This is a genomic window from Micromonospora sp. LH3U1, from assembly GCF_028475105.1.
Lineage (GTDB): Bacteria > Actinomycetota > Actinomycetes > Mycobacteriales > Micromonosporaceae > Micromonospora.
Genome location: NZ_CP116936.1, coordinates 4,564,041 through 4,581,896, shown reverse-complemented (window position 1 = coordinate 4,581,896; position 17,856 = coordinate 4,564,041). Strand labels below are relative to the sequence as shown.

Below are 17,856 nucleotides of genomic sequence, written 5' to 3'. Positions count from 1 at the left end.
GACGATCCGAGGAGACGCTGATGAGTGACGCGGTGGAGGATTCCCCGGTCGGCGGCCTGATCGGCTTCTGCGCGGAGGGCGTACGCCAGGTCTGCCGCCTGGACGGCCCGGTGGCTGGCTGGCTGGTGAACGGAGGCGAGGCCGACCTGTTCGCGGTGCGCCGGGCCGGGATGAGCCCCTCGCGTCGTCATCACGTGGCTCGGCTGCCTGCGGGTGGCCTGGTGCCGACGTCCACCGCGATAGGCGCGTGGCAGTTGATCCTCGTGCCACTGCCCGGCACGGAGTTGTGCGGGCTGTCCCGGCGTCACCTGTCTCTGCTGGAGCGGCACGTCCGGCTCGGCCGGGTGGCGGACGAGGGGGCGTCGCTGCGGGCGCGGACCGCCGCGATGGAGCTGGTCGCGGCGGTGGACCTGGTGCTGGTCACCATCGCCGACACGCTGCGCCGCGGGCAGGCGCCCCGGGAGGCGTCGACCCTGCGTGGACGCGAGATCGTTTCGCTGGCGCAGGGGAGCGCCCTCACCTCCACCGGCGGCGCCTGGTGGCTGCGCAGCGCCGGTGGACAGCTGCGACGCAACGACGGTGGCCCGGCGGAGATGTCGGGGGAGCGGGAGCTACTGCTGGTCGCCGAGCGGGACTGGGTGGTGGCCGAGTCGCCGTGCGCGGTGGAGAGCCACGGCAGCTGGGACCTGCTGGTCAGCGGTCAGCTCCGGTCGGCGGTGGACCAGCACGTGGCCCGGCTGCTGCGGATGGTGGAGACCCGGATCGAGGAGGCCGACGCGGCCTTGCTGAGCGCCGTGGAGCGGCGCCGACAGACCGACGCCGCGGTGCTGGCTGCGGCGGCCCGCCGGTCGATCGGGGTGATCGGCGCGGGCGGTGCGGTGCCGATTCCGGACGGTGAGGCCGGCTTCGACCGGTACGGGCGGGCGGTCTCGGTGGTCCGGGTGGTCACCGAGCGGATGGGCAGCCCGATCAACGAGCCGGCCGACCGCAGCCGCGCGCCACTGGACGACCGGGCGGCGGTGCACGCGGTGTCCCGAGCGTCCAGCCTGTTCCTGCGTGAGGTGCAGCTGCCGGACCGATGGTGGCGGCGGGACCTGGGGCCGCTGGTGGGGTGGCGGGCCGGCGGTGACCCGGAGCGCGCCGTCGCGGTGCCGCTGGTGTTCCGCCGAGGCCGCTACCACCACGTCGACCCGGACACCCGGGCGTACGGTCGGATCGACGCGACGGTGGCCGCGACGTTCGCCGCCGAGGCGACCGAGGTGCAGGCGCCGCTGCCGCCGACCGCTCGGATGCGCCACCTGCTGCGAGCCGGGCTGGTCGGTGCGGCCGGCGACGTGCGGGGCCTGCTGTTCGCCGCCGCCTGCGTGGCGCTGCTGGGCCTGGGCGTGCCGCTGGCCACCGGTGAGGTGCTCGGCCAGCTGGCCCGGCAGGGCGAGGTGAACGGCCTGTTCGGCTTCCTCGCGCTGATGCTCAGCGCCGCGGTGGTCGCGGGGCTGGTCGGTGTGGTGCAGAACCTGCGTCTGCTGCGGTTGGACGGCCGGATGCAGTCCGGTGCGCAGCTGGCGATCTGGGACCGGCTCATGCGGCTGCCGGCCCGGTTCTTCGCCGGTCGCAGCAGCGGTGAGATCGCCAACTCGATGTTGGGGATCTCGTTTGTCGGTGAGGCGCTGAGCGCGCTGCTGCCGCAGCTCGTCTCGGCGGCCGCGACCGTCGCGGTGACCCTCGGCATGCTCCTGGTGGTCGAGCCCGTGCTGGGGCTGTGGGGGGCGGGGATCGTCGCCGTCACCATGCTGACCTTCGGCGCGTTCGCCGTACTGATCGTCCGTCAGCAACGGTCCGCGCTGCCGGCCGAGCACCGGGCGGCGGCGATGACCAACCAGTTGCTCGGCGGCATCGTCAAGATCAAGTTGGCGGCCGCCGAATCCCGGGCCCACGCGCGCTGGTCGGAGGTGGCCGCGGCGTCCCGGGCGGCGCTGCAACGGGTCCGGCAGAGTCAGGCGGGCCTGGTCGCCCTCGGCACCGTGCTGCCGGTCGCCGGTCAACTGGTCCTGTTCGTCGTGCTGATGGGGCCGCTCGCCGGCCGGGTTGCGCCGGCCGATTTCTTCCTTCTCAACGTCGGCTTCGCGATGCTGCTCGGCGCGCTGCTGGTGCTGGTGTCGGCCGGGGTCGAAGTGATCGCGGCAGTGCCCCGGCTGGGCAGCCTGCGGGAGATCCTGCGCGCCGACCCCGAGGCGCGGCCGGACCGGGTGGACCCGGGCGAGTTGCGCGGCGAGGTCGCGCTGCACCGGCTCACCTTCGCCTACCAGCCGGACGAGCCTCCGGTGCTCGTCGACATCGACCTGCACGTCCGCCCGGGCGAGTTCGTCGCCATCGTCGGACCGAGTGGCTGCGGAAAATCCACACTGCTCCGTTTGCTGCTCGGTTTCGAACGCCAGCAGCAGGGCGCAGTGCTCTACGACGGCCAGGACCTCTCCGAACTCGACGTACACGCGGTCCGCCGGCAGTGCGGGGTGGTCCTGCAGGACGGCCAGCTCTTCGCCGGCTCGGTACGGGACAACATCTGTGGCGCCGGCAGCTTTCCACTGGACCAGGTCTGGGAGGCGGCGCGGATGGCTGGCCTCGCCGACGACCTGGAGACGCTGCCGATGGGGATGAGCACGATGGTGCCGTTCGGCGGCGGAACGCTCTCCGTCGGGCAGCGTCAGAGAGTGCTGATCGCCCGCGCGCTGGCTCCCCGGCCCCGGATCATCTTCCTCGACGAGGCGACGAGCGCTCTGGACAACCGGACCCAGGAGGTGGTCACCCAGAGCACCGCGGCCCTCGCCGCAACCCGGGTGGTCATCGCCCACCGGTTGTCCACGGTCCGTGCGGCAGACACCATCGTGGTCCTCGAAGCGGGGCGGATCGTCCAGCGGGGCAGCTTCGACGAGTTGATGGACCAGCCCGAAGGGCTGTTCCACAGGTTGGCACGCCGGCAACTGCTGGCCGAACCGGAACGGTCAGACGCCGTGGTGGAGAGCCGGCAGCCGGACGGGCAGCCCGCGACGAGCTGACGGTTCGGTCAGCCGTTGTCGATGACCGTGCTGTCCTCCAGGCACACGTCCGTGTCGAGGTGGTTCTCCAGCAGCTCCGCGACGTGCGCCTCCGACTGGTTCTCCACGGCGAGCCGGAACGCCTCGGTGAGCACGTTGACCACGCCCTGGGTCAGCAGCAGGGTTTCCCGGTCGAGGTCGGCCCAGGACGACCGGGCGCCGCTGCGTACCAGCTCCGGCGCGAGGGCCAGAAGCCGGGCGGTGACGGCGGCGACCAGCTCGTCGGCCACCGGCCGGAGGCTGTCCAGCACCTCGCTGAGGGTCTGCAGTGCCGGCACCGTGCCCACCCGTACCCGATGCAGGTCCAGGGCGGCGCGCAGCGGGCGTGGCCGGACGGTGCGGACGGTGCCGTCGGTGGTCCGTCCGATCACGCCGTGCCGGGTCAGCGCGTGGGCCAGCGCGGGACGGTCGGCGGTCAGGCGTTGCAGCATCGCGGTCAGTCCGTCGGGCGCCTCGTCACTGGCCCGGACCCCGAGCATCGCCTCGATGGACACCAGGTTGAAGCCCTGCCGCTGCAGGGCGAGGATCGCGTCCAGCCGGCGGACGTGGGAGTCGTCGTAGAGCGCGGCCCGGCCGTGTCGCACCGGCGGCGGCAGCAGCCGCCGGGCCTGGTGGGCGCGGATGTTGCGCGGCGACATCCCGACCTTGCGGGCGAGTTCCTCCACGCTGTACCCGGCCGGGCCGCCGGGTGTCGTCGTCACCTCGTCGATGGTCACGGTGGCCTCCGGCAGCACTCGGTGACGAACACGGCACCCCGTCGAACCGCTGTCACGGTGGGCGGTCCGCCGATCGCAGCGTATGTGCGGGCACCGGGCGCGTGACAGGCGAGGAATTACTACTTGTCCACAGTGGTGACAATCATTAGAATCGCAATCCGCCGTAAGCCGCTGATTCCCAATTACCCGGCTTTCGCCGCAGCGCGACCTTTTCGCGGCCACATTCGATGAAATTCCCGCTCGTTGCGCGGACCGGATCCGCCGGTGGCCCACGATGAAGCGAAACCGGCGGCCCGGAACCTCCCGCGCTGCCTGTCGCCGCCCTGGTGTCACCGCCGGCGGCCGACCATCGAAGGGAGCAGGGTGTGACACCTGTCGATCGAGCGGTCTTCGTGGCCGCGTACAGCCGGCTGGTCGCCGACGTCTGGGCCGACCCGGTCAAGGAGCAGACGCTCGACCGGGACCCGCGGGGGTTCCTTGCCGGCTACGGGCTTCAACTGTCTGAGGATGTGCAGGTCCGGGTGGTCCGGGACGTCGCCGACGCCGATCCGGACCTCGAGGTGCAGATTGAGTCGTGGCAGCTGGCGGCGACCACCGGCACCTTCGTGCTCTTCGTGCCGTCGCTGCTGCCCGTGGCCCAGGCGGAGCTGGCCGAGGACGAGCTGGACAGCGTCGTGGCCGGCCTGGACTCCAGCTGTGCCTGCTGCTGCCCGTGCTGCTGCACCTGACACCGATGTCTGCCGCCCGCCGGCCGGCGCGGCAGATTCTGATGGCAGTCAGACGAAATCCTTGATTGTCGAACCTCGATCTTCCTAGCGTTCTCGCCACAGCGATTAGCCGCCCGTCTCGCAGCGATCCCGAGGAAAGGACCGAACGATGAGCAACGACGAACAGGAATATGGCGCGAGGTTCGTGACCAAGTATTCGGAACTGGTCACCGCAGTGTGGCGCAGCGACGAGGAACTGCAGCGCCTCCTCGCCGACCCGACCGCCTACGCGACGGCGGCCGGCCTGCCGGTCGCAGCCGGCGCCACGGTCGAGGTCGACCGCGCCCAGCCCGCCACGCTCTACACCAAGGACCAGATCGTCGCCGACTGGGCCGGCACGCCCGGCCTGCACGTGCTGCACGTGCCCGAGGTGCCGCTGGTCGACCTCAACGAGCTGACCGAGGCCGAGTTGGAGACGGTCGCCGGTGGCGTGGCCCCGGTGGCCGACAACAACGTCAACATCATCGCCGTCCTCATCCTCTGAGTTTCCCACCCCCCCGCCGGGAGCCTCGATGACTGACACGACCGAAACCATCGCGTTCCGATCCGGCACCTACCGGACGGCCACCGTGGAGCAGACCTGGGAACGGATCGGCGGAATGCTCGACCGGTTCCGGATCACCCGCGTCGCCGACATCACCCGGCTCGACGAGATCGGCCTACCGGTGCACGTCGCCTACCGGCCGGTCGGAGCCACCATGGCGGTGAGCGTCGGCACCGGCGCCACGGCGACGCAGGCCCGGGTCAGCGCGGTAATGGAGAGCATCGAGTCCTGGCATGCCGAGAACCTCCGGCCGGGGACCGTCGTCCGGTCCCCGGCCGAGGCGCTCGATTTGCCGTACGACGTCCGGTGGCTGCACCTGGCGGAACGGTCGCCCCTGACCCCTGCCGTCGAGCTCGACTGGGTGGCCGGCCGTGGGCTGGTGACCGGTGCGGGTTGCCTGGTGCCCCGCGCCACCATCGAACTCGACTTCACCGTCCGGCGTGGCTGGGACCGCGCCCTGTTCACCCCCAGCAGCAACGGGCTGGCCACCGGGAACACCTTCGCCGAGGCCAGCCTGCACGCCCTGCTGGAGGTCGTCGAACGCGACTGCATCGCCCCGTACTGCACCTCCCCGTTGGCCGACCGCATCTACGCCGACCCGGGCACCGCCACCAACGCGATGACCCGCACCGTGCACGAGGCGCTGGTGCGGGCCGGCTGCTGGGTGGAGGTCTGCGACATCACCAATGCGGTCGGCATACCCTGCTACGCCGCCTCGATCTGGTCCCAGGACCTGCCGGTCACCTTCGGCGGCTTCGGCTGCCACGTGGATCCGGAGATCGCCGTCGGTCGGGCCATGTCGGAGGCGGCGCAGTCGCGGCTGGTCATGGTCTCCGGGGCGCGGGACGACATCGACGCCACCGCGTACCACGACATCGGCGCACCGCCGGTGCCGCCGCCCACCGTCGACCGGCCCGTCAGGCCGGTCCGCCGGGATTCCCCGCCCGCGGGGGACGTGACCCAGGTGCTGCGCGAACTGGCGTCGCGGGTGCAGCGGATCACCGGCGTCGAGCCGTTCAGCGTCGACCTGACGCACGACGACATTGGCATTCCGGTGAGCAAGGTGTTCGCCCCCGGCCTGCGGATGTTCGACGAGCGGGCCCTGAGTGTCCGACCGGGAGTGCCCCGTGACTGACGTCGTGTACATCGGTCCGAGCCTGCCGGCCGACGAGGTCGGTCGGCTGCTGCCCGACGCGGTGGTGCTGCCGCCCGTCGCGCACGGCGACCTGCTCCGCCTGGACGTCGCACCCGGCGACCGGGTCCTCGTCATCGACGGGTTCTTTCTGCAACACCCGCCGGTCCGCCACCGGGAGATCCTCTACCTGCTCGACCGTGGAGTGACCGTGGCCGGCGCCGCCAGCATGGGCGCACTGCGCGCCGCCGAGTTGTGGCCGTTCGGCATGCGTGGCGTGGGCGAGGTGTTCCAGCTCTACCGCGACGGCGTCGTCACGGGCGACGACGAGGTGGCGGTCGTGCACGGGCCCGCCGAGGAAGGCCACCGCGCGTTGAGCGACCCGCTGGTGAACATCCGGGTCGCGCTGCTCCGCGCCGTCGCGGACGGCGTGCTCAGCGACGCCGAGGCCGTGCTGCTGCTGGACATCGGCCGGGAACTGCCCTTCCGCCGGCGGTCGTACCGCGCGCTGGAGCGCACCGCGCCACCCGAGGCGGCGGCCGTGGTGGACCGGTTCTTGACCTGGCACCGGCGGGACCCCAGCGACACCAAGGGCGCCGACGCACGGCTGCTGCTGTCGATGGCGGCGGACAACGCGCCCGAGCTGTGCCCGGCGCACGCCGGCGACCAGCCGATCGACAACCTGCACACCCGCTTCCTCGACAGCTGGCGATCGCGGTTCGCCGGGGAGTCGGTCGGCGGGCACTGGGCCAGCGACCGGGAAGCCGCCGCGGTACTGATGCTGCTGCACCCCGAGGCGCCGGCCTGGCACCGGCGGGGGGTGCTGGCCGGACTGGCCGAGGTCGACATCGCCGACCCGATGGTCGAGGAACGCGCCCGCGAGGTGGCCCGCCTGCGAGGGCTGACCGGTGCCCTGCCGAGCGGGTGGGACTGGTTGACCGACCAGGAACGGGGCCTCGACGATCGCGAGGCGGTGCTGCGGATGTTGGTGCGGGCGTTCGGCACCACGCCGTACCGCAGCCTGGCGCTGTGGATGGTCGCTGCGCCGCTGCGTACCCCCGCGTTGCTCGCCGCGGCGCGGCAGGTCGCGGCGACTGCGGCGTCGCTGAACGAGACGCTCGTCCCGCGTACGACGGGGCTCCGCCGCCCGGGTGGTCGGCTGCACTTCCGCACCGAGGTCGTCGACCAGTGCTTCGCGCGGCTGTGGGGCTGTGCCGCCGACGGGCTGGAAGCGGCGGCGTGGGACCGGGGCTTCGTCGACCTGGCGGCGTTCCGGTACGCCGCCGAACCGTTGGTGGCGTACATCAAGGCGTTCGGCTCCCCGCGACTGCCGGCGGTGGCCGAGCGCGCGCAGGAGGACACCCTGGCCGGTTCAGCGGCCCGGGTCGGCTGAGGAGGAGTCGATGAGCGGCACGGTGAAGGCGGCACTGATCTACCCCCCGCTGACCGATCCCACCTCGGGATACCACTCCCTGAACTACCTCGACTCGTACGCCCGGGCCCAGGGGCACCGGCCGGCGGAGATCATCGACGCCAACATCGAGGCGTTCCACCACTCGTACACCCCGTCGGCGTACGAGTGGCTGCGGCGGGAGTTGTCCCGGCTCTCGATCGACGACCTCAGCGGCCCGGACGCGCTGATGGCCCGGGCGAATCAGCTCGGCCTCCCCGACCCCGATCCGGAGCGGCTGCGCCGGTCGATCGGGGTGCTGCAGGACCCGACCCTGTTCTACGACTACCGGCACTACCAGGACGCCGTCGAGGGCGTGATCTCCTGGATGGACGCGCTCGGCACGGTCGGGTTCCCCGGGCAGTTCCACGCCGGCTTCCGGCTCCACCCACCGCCGATGATCTCGATCGGCTCGGTGGCCGCGCTGACCGACGAGGCGCTGCTCGCTCGGCTCAACCGGCCCTTCCAGCCGTACTACGAGGACGTGCTGATCCCCCGGCTGGCCGCTGGCGGGAACCAGGTGATCGGGATCAGCGCCACCTACCAGTGGCAGCTCCCGTTCGCGCTCTGGATCGCCCGACTCGTCCGGCGGGCCTGCCCGGACGTCTTCCTCATCGCGGGTGGCACGGAGATCTCCGACGTCTGGAAGTGCGCCAGCAAACCCGAGTACGTCTTCCAGGTGCTGGCCGACTTCGACGCGATCGTGGTCGGGGAGGGGGAGAGCGCGTACACGGAGATCCTGGACGCGGTGGCGGCCGGCACCCTGCCGGCCGGGCACCCCAACGTCCGACTGCACCCGAAGTACGGCCGCCAGCGTCAACTGCCCCTGCGCTACGAGCGCCTGGCGCAGGTGCCGGTCCCGGACTTCTCCGGCCTGCCCTGGGACCTCTACCTCAGCCCGGAGCGGTTCGTCTACTATTCGCCGACGCGAGGCTGCTACTGGAACAAGTGCACGTTCTGCGACTACGGCCTGAACACCGACGGCCCCACCAGCCCGTGGCGGCAGGACACGGTGGACACGATGATCGCGGACGTCACCGAGTTGTCGAAGTTCGCCAAGTTCATCTACTTCTCGGTCGACGTGCTCGCTCCCGCGACCATCCTGCGCTTCGCCGAGCAGGTCGTCGAGCGAGGGCTGGACTTCCGCTGGGGAGCCGAGATCCGGTTGGAGAAGTACTGGTCCGACGAGCGCTGCGAGCTGTTGCGGCGCAGCGGCTGCGTGGCCATCTCGGTCGGCTTCGAGTCCGGTAACCAGCGCATCCTCGACCTGATCGACAAGGGCACCAAGCCGGAGCAGGTACGGCGCACCATGACCGCAATGACCAAGGCCAACATTGGTGTGCAGATGATGGGCTTCACCGGTTTCCCCACCGAGACCCGCGAGGAGGCGCTGGACAGCATCACCTTCCTGCGCGACAACCCGGACCTGTGGACCCTCGGCGGGCTCGGCGACTTCATGCTGACCCCGGGTGCCATCATCGCCAAGGAGCCGGAGCGGTTCGGCATCACCAACGTGCGGCCGGTGGAAGGCTCGGACATCGTCCGGATGCTCCGGTACGACGAGCCGGTGACCGAGGCGGTGCAGGCCGAGGTTGCCGAGGCCAAGGCCGGCCTGAACCCCGGGCACTACCACCGTCCGTGGCTGGGCAGCACCGACACCCCGCACACGTTCTTCTACCACGACCGCTACGGCACCGCGGTGCGCGGCGTACTCGCCCACGACCGGGTCCGGCACGACACCGACGACCAGACCGAGTTCCTCGCCAACGGCTCCTTCGTGGACCGCGACGACGAGCAGGTCTGGGACGCGTACCGGCGGATCCGGTCGGATGAGCAGGACGGCGTCCCCGGCGACCTGCCGGCGGACCGGCATCTGTTCCGTCGGGTCGACGGTCAGGTGTTCGCGCTCAACCGCAGCAGCCGGCTGTTCCTGGATCTCTTCACCGCGCCGCTCACCCTCGCCGAGGCGCAGCGTCGGCTCTGGATCGTCGAACCGACCGTCGCCGACCGGGTCTGGCGGACCTTCATCGGGCAGCGGCTGATCCGCCGGCACCGGCTCCCGGTCCCGACCGAGCCAGCACCGTGACCCGGCTGCTGGGCGCGGCGGGCGGGACGGCCAACCCGGGAAGGATGACGAGACCTCTCAGAACCCCAGTTCGCTGGACCCTTTCGGGCTGACGTTGCGCTACCGGCGGCGCCGGGCGTCGGCCTCGGCGTCGAGCAGGTCGTTCAGCGCCAGTGCCGAGTTGATCAGGGAGAGGTGGCTGAACGCCTGAGGATAGTTGCCGATCTGCTCACCAGTGGCGGCGATCTCCTCGGCGTAGAGGCCGAGGTGGTTGCTGAAGGTGAACATCTTCTCGAAGGTGAGCCGAGCGTCGTCCAGGCGACCCGAGCGGGCCAGCGCCTCGACGTACCAGAACGTGCACATGTTGAAGGTGCCCTCGTGCCCGGGAAGACCGTCGGGGGAGTGGACCGGGTCGTACCGGTGGACCAGGCTGTCGGAGACCAGGTCCCGTTCGATCGCTTCCAAGGTGGAGCGCCAGAGCGGGTCGCTCGGCGTTACGAATCCGAACGCCGGCATGGAGAGCAGCGCCGCGTCGAGCATGTTCTCGTCGTACGCCTGCACGAAGCTTCCGCGTTCCCGGTTGTAGCCGCGGGCCATGACCTGGTTGTAGATCCGGTTACGCTGATCGGCCCAGGAGGGTACGTCTCCGGGGCGCCCGGTGCGGGTGGCCAGGCGGATGGCCCGGTCCAGGGCGACCCAGGACATCACCCGACCGAAGGTGTAGTTGCGGGGGTTGTGGCGGCTCTCCCAGATGCCGGCGTCGGCCTGGTCCCAGTTGTGGCAGAGCCAGTCGACGAGCCGGACGGTGCTCTTCCACACCTGGTCCGAGACGCGGATGCCCTGCTCGTCGGCGAGGTGCATGGCGAAGAGCGCCTCGCCGTGGATGTCGAGCTGTAGCTGGTCGGCGGCGCCGTTGCCGATCCGCACCGGTTGGGAGCCGCGGTAGCCCTCCAGGTGGTCGAGGATCTCCTCGTGCAGGTCGGAAGAGCCGTCCACCCGGTACATGATTTTCAGCGGGTTCTGGTGGTCGCCGGCCTCGCGGATCCGTTCGTCGAGCCAGTTCATGTACCGGCTGACCTCCTCGGTGAAGCCGAGGCCGAGCAGCGCGTGCACCGAGAACGACGTGTCGCGTACCCAGGTGTAGCGGTAGTCCCAGTTGCGGGAGCCGCCGATCAGCTCGGGCAGAGCGGTGGTGGGCGCGGCGATCATCGCGCCGGTCGGCGCGTACGTCATGAGCTTCAGCGTGATGGCCGAGCGCTCGACCATCTCCCGCCACCGCCCGGTGTAGCGGGAGCGATCGAGCCAGCGCCGCCAGTAGTCGCGGGTCCACTCGAACATGCCCTGGACCTCTTCCGGCGGGATGATCCGCGGCTCCGTGCCGGCCGTCTCCAGGACCACCCCGCCGGTGTCGCCCTCATTCAGAGTGCCGTAGGCGACCAGGTCGTCGTCCTCCAGCTGGATGTCGCCGTCTTGCGTCGTAAACTGTCGAACCGGGCCGACCGGGTTGAAGGTGAGTGACGCCGACCGGCTGCGGAAGACGTACCCGTTGCGGTGGCGCTCCAGCGTGTGCTTCTCCCGGGCGTAGTCGAACCGGGGCCGGCACTCCACCCGGAACCGCATGGTCCCCCGGACCATGTTGACCACGCGGACCAGGCGGTGCGAGTCAGTGACCCGATCGCCGGTGACCGGCATGAAGTCCATCACCTCTGCGACGCCGTCCGCGCTGATGAACCGAGTGATCAAAATCGGAGTGCCGGGCAGGTAGAGCTGCTTGGTGACGTACCGAACGTCATGCGGAGCGATGCGAAAGTAGCCGCCCCGCTCGCGGTCCAGCAGGGCGGCGAAAATGCTCGGCGAGTCGAAGCGCGGCGCGCAGAACCAGTCGATCGTCCCGTCGCAGGTCACCAGCGCTGCGGTCTGTAGGTCGCCGATGAGCCCGTGATCCTCGATCGGCGGATAGCTCTCCACGTCGCCCCCCGGTCTCGACAGCCTTTCCGCAGTAACCTAAGGGACGGATTGTGGAGTTAGACGTGATTTGCGGTCAGCCACCCTTCCGCGCCTCCCGCGCGCCTCGCCTCGCCCCGACCCGCCCGACGGGTTCTGCGGTAGCCGCTGACCGTGCGCTTCTGCCGCTGAGCGGACGGTGCCGGTGTCCGCTCAGCAAGCCTGCTGTGGATAGCATCGCTTGTGACAGATCTCCATGTACTTCGCGTGTTCTGTGGTCCCGGCGGTAAGTACGGAAACCAGCTCGGCGTTGTTCTTGACGGCCATGCCGTGGCCGCTGGGCAGGACCGCCAAGCCGTGGCCGCGCGGCTGGGCTTCAGCGAGACCGTCTTCGTCGATGATGCCGGCACAGGGGTCGTCGATATCTACACGCCGAGCGTGCGGCTGCCGTTTGCCGGGCATCCCCTGGTGGGCACGTCCTGGTTGCTGAGTCGGCTCCGAGCCCGGCCGGAACTCCTACACCCGCCGGCGGGCTCGGTGCCAACCTGGCAGGACGGCGAGTTCACCTGGATCAGGGGTCGCGCGCAGTGGGCGCCCGACAGGCGCATGCAGCAGTACGCCTCAGCCGAGGAGGTCGACGCGCTGCCGTGTCCGCCGCCAGGTGACGGGTGGCTGTACGCGTGGGCGTGGCAAGACCGGGCCGCTGGTCGTGTGCGTACCAGGGGATTTCCCCGCCGGGGCGACGCCATCGTCGAGGATGAAGCCACCGGAGCGTCCGCGATCGTGCTCACCGCCGAGCTGCACCGGGCGCTGGACATCATGCAGGGCAAGGGATCGCAGATCCTGACTCGACCAGGTCCGAACGACACCGTCGAGGTCGGCGGCCGGGTCATCCTTGAGGAAACCCGCTCCCTCTAGTCGCCATGGTCGCGCTCGTCCCGCTTCCACCTGCGGTGGCCCGAGCCATCGACCGGGCCGTTGACGAGCGCACCAGCGGGCCGATCCTGCGCAAGACCCTGGTCATCGTGGAAGGCCGAAGTGGTGGGTGAGCGAGGCGCGCAGCGTGCCGGCGGTCCCGGCGGACCAGGCGATGAAGCAGTCGGGGCGCACGAGTAACGCGGTCGCGGTCGTGCCCTGCAGTGGGCCGGTGACCACGTCGACCCGGTCTCGCCAGGGCGCGGCGACACCGGCGTAGGCACCCGTGGAGTCCAGCAGCAGCGGCCGGGCGGCGCGGGTCAGCTCGGCGAGGCGTATCGGGCCGTGGTCGCCGTGCACGACCACGTCGGGGGCGCAGCGGCCGGCCAACGGGTCGGCGGGGTCGGCGGGGTAGTGGATGTCCGCGCCGGACATCAGCGCCGCGATGTGCCCTGTCACCTCCGGCTTGCGCAGCAGTTCGGCGAAGAGTTCCCGCAGGCCGGTGATCTCGTCGCCGGGACCGATGAGCGCCGACTGTGCCTGGGTGGACATGACGACCCGTTCGGCGACGGGGCGGCGCTCGGTTTCGTACGTGTCGAGCAGGCCGTGCGGTGCCCAGCCGTGCACCGTGGCGGCGAGCTTCCAACCCAGGTTGACGGCGTCCTGCAGGCCCAGGTTGAGGCCGGGGCCGCCGATCGCGGGGTGCACGTGCGCGGCGTCGCCGACAAGCAGCACCCGGCCGGCGCGGTAGCGGGCGGCGATGCGGGTGTTGCGGCCGGTCTGCCGCCGCAGCAGGCCAGGGCCGTCAGGCGCGCCGAGGGGGATGTCGGCGCCGAGCACTCGGGCGACGCTGGCACGTAGCTCCGCCAGGTTCATCGGGGTCTCGTCGCTCGTTGGCGCGTCGGGCCACTCCGTCGTGCTCAGGATCGCCGGGCGGCCGGGGAACGGGGCCCAGACGATCATGCCGCGCGCGGTGCGGGTGTGCTGGAACGGCGGGACGACGCCGTAGCCGGGGGCGCGCAGGCCGCCGGTCTCGGGGTCGAGGGATGACACAGGGACGGTCAGGGTGGCGGTGCGGGAGATTGACCGGTCGGTGGTGACGCCGGGGAAGTCGATACCGGCGAGGCGGCGCACCGCGCTGTGGCCGCCGTCGGCGCCGACGAGGAAACGGGAGGTGAGCTGCGTACCGTCGGCAAGGCAGACCTCGACCGCGTCGGGGAGTTGGCGGAGGTCGACGACCTCGTGGCCGCGGCGCAGGTCGACTCCGAGCTCGGCGGCTCGGGCGGCGAGGGCGGCTTCGAGCTGGGCTTGCGGCACGCCCAGCACGTAGTGCGGGTTCTCCGCGAGCATCGTGAGATCCAGCGGGAACGCGCCGAAGGTGAAGGCTGGTTGGGGGATCGGCGGGGTGCTCTCGCCGCTGAGCCGCCCGTAGAGGCCGCGCCGGTCGAGCAGGCGAACGACCTGGCCGACGAGGCCGTTGGCGCGGGGCTCGCCGGAGGGCGCGGCGTGGCGTTCGAGGACGACGGGGTGGACGCCGGCGAGGGCCAGTTCGCAGGCGAGCATGAGGCCGTTGGGGCCGGCTCCGACGATGAGGACATCGATCACGATCGTGATCCCTTCGGGGTGTGCGTCATCGCCCCGGCAGGCGCGGCACGCGGCCGGCCCGCCGTGGGGGTGTGACACGGCTGGGGACGTGGGTGAGGCTGTGCCTTGAGCGAGGGGCGGGGCTTCAGCGGGGCGGCGCCGGGAGGCCGGCGGCGACCTGGGTAAAGGCGTCGGTGATGAGGCGCTCGATCGGGGTGGGCGGGTCGGCGCTGTCGAGATAGTGCTGCATGGCGACGGCGACGGCGGCGCTGGCGGCGGCCGCGACGAGCCTCGGATACATGTTGGTGGCGAGGTCGGTGCCGGTGCGCTCGGCGACTGCGGCGGCGAGTTCGGCCTCCGCGACCGCGACAGCGCGCAGCCGCTCGCCCTGGAGCGCGGGCTCGGCGAGCATGGTGCGTACGCCGGCCACCCACTGGGCGTGAGCGGGGGAGGGCATGGCCTCGACCTCGGGGCCGGGCGTGAACTGCTCCAGCGCGGCCTGGGTGAGCGCCGCCCAGAGCGGCTCGTCGGCGGGGCGTTCGCGCAGCGCGGCGGCGGTGCGCAGGCTGCGGTCGAGGTGGCGGGAGGCAATCGCCTCCGCCTTACTGGAGAAGTAGTTGTTGAAGGTGCGCGGGGAGACACCGGCCGCCTCGGCGATGTCCTCGACGCGGACGTTTTCGTAGCCGCGCTCCGCGGCGAGGTGGATCGCGGCCCAGCCGAGCGCCACCCGCGTCTCGGCCTTCTTGCGCTCCCGCAGCCCCGTCATGCCACCACGCTAGCACTAGTTGCGTGTCACGCAAAGATGCGTGCTACGCAAAAACATGACTACCGTGTTGCGAACGATTATCCGACTGTGTCACCTTCGTCCGGGAACCGCGGACCGAGTCCTATGGCCGGGTCGCGATCTTCCACCTTTGGTCAGGATCGCGTCCGGAACGGGGCAAGGACGGCACGGATCTGGTCACCCGCGCCCCAGTCGTCGTCGAACTGGGCCAGCACGGCGAGATGTTGCCGGAGCTGGACAATCGGCATGCGAGCCCGCCAGTCACCGTCGAGCGAAGTCAGGTCCGCATAGACCTCGAACAGTCGTCGCGCCTCGGGCGGGGGCGAGGTGGACCACACATGGGCCAGGTCGACCTCGGCCCACATGTACGACACGGCCGGATCGATCAGCGCGGGTTGCCCGTCCGGGGTGGCCAGGATGTTCTGTACCCACAGGTCGCCGTGCGTCAGGCATGCCGGCTGGTCCGGCAGCAGGTCGGGCAGCCGGTGACACAACCGCTCCAGCGCCTCCCGGTCTCCGGCATCCAGGGCCGCCTCAACGCGAGGCTGCCCGAGCCACCGAAGCAGCCGGTGCTCTGCGAAAAATGCGAAGCCATCGTCATTCCACGTATTGATCTGGCGGCGGCGGCCCAGCCAGTTGTCGTGGTGCCAGCCGAAGAGAGGATGGGTCGTGCTCATGTGCATGCGGGCGAGCACGTGTGCGAACTGCTCCCAGAAGATCTCGCTGTGCGGCCTCGGCCGCAGCACCGACAACACGAGCAGTTCCCGGTCCGCCAGGATCACCTCGGGTGTCGCCACACCGCCGAGTTCGCGTAGGGCGGCCAGCCCTGCGGCCTCCGCGACGAAGACGTCGTCGGCCGGGGCTTCGGCGAAGGCTTTGACGAACACCGACGGTGCGTCCCGGCGGGTGGCGATGCCCGCGATCGCCGCGACCCCACCCGTCACCGGCTCCACGGTGACGACCTCGCGCATCCCGGCCCGGAGCAGGCGTTCCAACAGGACCGTCGTCGAGCGCGTCAGGACGGACTCCTCATGTGCGGGGTGCTCGTTCGCGCAAGCTTATGTGCCAGATGACTGTCGTGGGTCTGCGGGCGAATCGCTGACGAAGGTGGTGGGCTGGTCCCTGGAGACCCGTGCCCGGCTCGACGGCGAGGCACGTCGAGCCGGGCACGTCGACGCCCCAGCCGTCGAGTAGGAGACCTGATCGACCCCCGTCGGACCGAGCAGGCTACCTACCGTGTGAGCTGGGGCGTCGCCGCGACGGCTTCGGTGCGTCAGACCGGGGCACCCGGACAGCTCGCGCCGACCGGCGGTGTGGCTCTGTCGATCAGGTACCGCTCGACGTAACTCCGGGTGCACTCCGTCCGTGGGTAGCTGCCGTGCCCCGAGCCCTCGTAGGTGAGAAGGTGGCCTTGTCTTCCGAGCTGGCGCACCACCCGCAGCGCCCCGTCGTACGGGGTGGCCGGGTCGTATCGACCGTTGAGCAGCAGCAGCGGGACACTCGTCCGTACCTGCAGCCGATGTTGCGGGTTGATCGCCGTCCAGCCCAGGCAGATCGCGGCGAAGCGGACGGTCAGCGGGGAGGCCCGCAGGTGGGGTGCCGTGGCGCGGGACTCCGTGAGATACCGGTTCCACTCGGCGAACCCGTTGACCGGCAGCGACCAGTCCTCGCAGAATGCGAGTAGCGCGTACTCGGTGAGGTCCTCACCGTCCTGGACGGGCGTCTTCGGGGACGCGATGGGAGGGGCAGCGGGCTCTCCCCGGTCCAGCGCGACCAGCATGTTCGCGAGGTCTGCCCAGGTCGCGTCGAAGAAGTTGACGAACGTCGCGAAACCAAGCTCGAACCAGTTCAGCGGGGTGCCGGTGGCCGCATCGACCAGCGTGCCGGCGTCGGCACGGCGCATCAGTCGGTCGAACAGCGCCGGCACGTCGCGCCCATGCAGGGCGCAGCTCTGGTTCCCGTCGCACCAGGTCACGAACTCGTGGAACAGGGCCTCGTTACTGGCCGCCCCGCTGCGGAAGTACTCCCTGACCCCCTGGCTGTGGTCCATCACGCTGTCCATGACCAGTGCGCGGACGCGGTCGGGAAACAGTTCGGCGTAGGACTGCCCGAGCAGTGTGCCGTAGGACCACTCGTAGAAGCTGAGCTGCCGCTCGCCGAGTGCCGCCCGGACGGCGTCCGTGTCACGCGCGGCGCTCACACTGTCGATGTGGTCGAACAGTGGGCCACTGTGAGCGCGGCAGTTGTCGCGTAACTGGCGGTTGTAGGTACGGAGTCGCTCGTACTCTGCCGAATTGGCGGGCGTCAGGGAGGGGTGCCGGGCCAGCAGCGCGGATGAGCAGCGCACAGGCGTGCTGCGGACCGTACCCCGGGGATCGAAGCCGACGATGTCGAAGCGGCGGAGCACCTCCGGGCCGACCTGACTGTCGGCGGTCAGCGCGGCGTCCACCCCGGACAGGCCGGGACCACCGGGATTGATGACCAGGACGCCGATGCGGGCGGCCGGGTCGGTGGCGGCGCGCCGCGCCACGGCCAGTTGGAAGGTTTCCCCGCCCGGTCGGGCCCAGTCGACCGGCAGGCGCAGGATGCCGCAACGCGTACCTGGATCGTCCGGCCGCTCCGGGCACGCCCGCCAGTCGATCCGGCCGTTCCACCCGCCGGTGGCGCCGGCGGCCGTCGAGCCGGTGACCGGTCCGGTGCCGTCGGGCGCCGCGAACGCCGGTGGGGCGTTGAGCGACAGGGCGACGAGGACCGCGACGATGGCCGGGAGGCGGAGGAGGCGGCGGAGGCGCGGCGGGCGTCGACGGTCGACCCCGCTGCGATGCCAGAGGGTGGTTCTCTTCGTGGTCAGCATTCGCCCAGC

13 protein-coding genes are annotated in these 17,856 nt (G+C 70.9%); 7 read left to right on the top strand and 6 right to left on the bottom strand.

Annotation, left to right across the window (positions count from 1 at the left end):
* Nucleotides 1-20: 20 nt before the first annotated feature.
* On the top strand, nt 21-3,053 hold the full coding sequence (locus tag PCA76_RS20975; RefSeq protein ID WP_272612185.1) for an ATP-binding cassette domain-containing protein: 3,033 nt from the start codon (nt 21-23) through the stop codon (nt 3,051-3,053).
* 8 nt (nt 3,054-3,061) lie between these two features.
* Here the strand turns inward: PCA76_RS20975 and PCA76_RS20970 are convergent, their stop codons facing one another.
* Nucleotides 3,062-3,808: a MerR family transcriptional regulator gene (locus PCA76_RS20970; RefSeq protein ID WP_272612184.1), complete on the bottom strand. Its 747-nt coding sequence runs from the start codon at nt 3,806-3,808 to the stop codon at nt 3,062-3,064.
* 365 nt (nt 3,809-4,173) lie between these two features.
* Here PCA76_RS20970 and PCA76_RS20965 point away from each other — a divergent pair, with 365 nt between their 5' ends.
* From PCA76_RS20965 to PCA76_RS20945, 5 genes are all read left to right on the top strand, one after another.
* Nucleotides 4,174-4,536, top strand: coding sequence for a hypothetical protein (locus tag PCA76_RS20965; protein ID WP_272612182.1), 363 nt, complete (start codon nt 4,174-4,176; stop codon nt 4,534-4,536).
* Between the two features lie 148 nt (nt 4,537-4,684).
* Complete coding sequence (locus PCA76_RS20960) at nt 4,685-5,059, top strand: hypothetical protein (RefSeq protein WP_272612181.1); 375 nt, start codon at nt 4,685-4,687, stop codon at nt 5,057-5,059.
* Nucleotides 5,060-5,087: 28 nt separating this feature from the next.
* On the top strand, nt 5,088-6,254 hold the full coding sequence (locus PCA76_RS20955; RefSeq protein WP_272612180.1) for a YcaO-like family protein: 1,167 nt from the start codon (nt 5,088-5,090) through the stop codon (nt 6,252-6,254).
* A complete protein-coding gene (locus tag PCA76_RS20950; RefSeq protein WP_272612179.1) occupies nt 6,247-7,644 on the top strand; it encodes a TfuA-like protein in 1,398 nt (465 codons plus the stop codon). The genes PCA76_RS20955 and PCA76_RS20950 overlap by 8 nt, the downstream gene beginning before the upstream one ends.
* Nucleotides 7,645-7,654: 10 nt before the next feature.
* Nucleotides 7,655-9,787: a B12-binding domain-containing radical SAM protein gene (locus tag PCA76_RS20945; protein WP_272612178.1), complete on the top strand. Its 2,133-nt coding sequence runs from the start codon at nt 7,655-7,657 to the stop codon at nt 9,785-9,787.
* 99 nt (nt 9,788-9,886) lie between these two features.
* Here the strand turns inward: PCA76_RS20945 and PCA76_RS20940 are convergent, their stop codons facing one another.
* Complete coding sequence (locus PCA76_RS20940; protein WP_272612177.1) at nt 9,887-11,734, bottom strand: glycoside hydrolase family 15 protein; 1,848 nt, start codon at nt 11,732-11,734, stop codon at nt 9,887-9,889.
* Nucleotides 11,735-11,953: 219 nt separating this feature from the next.
* Here PCA76_RS20940 and PCA76_RS20935 point away from each other — a divergent pair, with 219 nt between their 5' ends.
* Nucleotides 11,954-12,628, top strand: a complete 675-nt coding sequence (locus PCA76_RS20935) for a PhzF family phenazine biosynthesis protein (protein ID WP_336298006.1) — start codon at nt 11,954-11,956, stop codon at nt 12,626-12,628.
* Between the two features lie 102 nt (nt 12,629-12,730).
* Here the strand turns inward: PCA76_RS20935 and PCA76_RS20930 are convergent, their stop codons facing one another.
* The 4 genes from PCA76_RS20930 to PCA76_RS20915 all read right to left on the bottom strand — a co-directional run bounded on the left by PCA76_RS20930 (nt 12,731) and on the right by PCA76_RS20915 (nt 17,847).
* Nucleotides 12,731-14,230 (bottom strand): FAD-dependent monooxygenase, encoded by a 1,500-nt coding sequence (locus PCA76_RS20930; protein ID WP_272612175.1) that lies wholly within the window; start codon nt 14,228-14,230, stop codon nt 12,731-12,733.
* Between the two features lie 124 nt (nt 14,231-14,354).
* Entirely contained in the window at nt 14,355-14,975 is a 621-nt protein-coding gene (locus PCA76_RS20925; RefSeq protein WP_272612174.1) for a TetR/AcrR family transcriptional regulator, read from the bottom strand.
* Between the two features lie 152 nt (nt 14,976-15,127).
* Nucleotides 15,128-15,988, bottom strand: a complete 861-nt coding sequence (locus PCA76_RS20920; RefSeq protein WP_272612173.1) for a fructosamine kinase family protein — start codon at nt 15,986-15,988, stop codon at nt 15,128-15,130.
* 278 nt (nt 15,989-16,266) lie between these two features.
* Nucleotides 16,267-17,847: an alpha/beta hydrolase gene (locus PCA76_RS20915; RefSeq protein ID WP_272612172.1), complete on the bottom strand. Its 1,581-nt coding sequence runs from the start codon at nt 17,845-17,847 to the stop codon at nt 16,267-16,269.
* Nucleotides 17,848-17,856 lie beyond the last annotated feature (9 nt).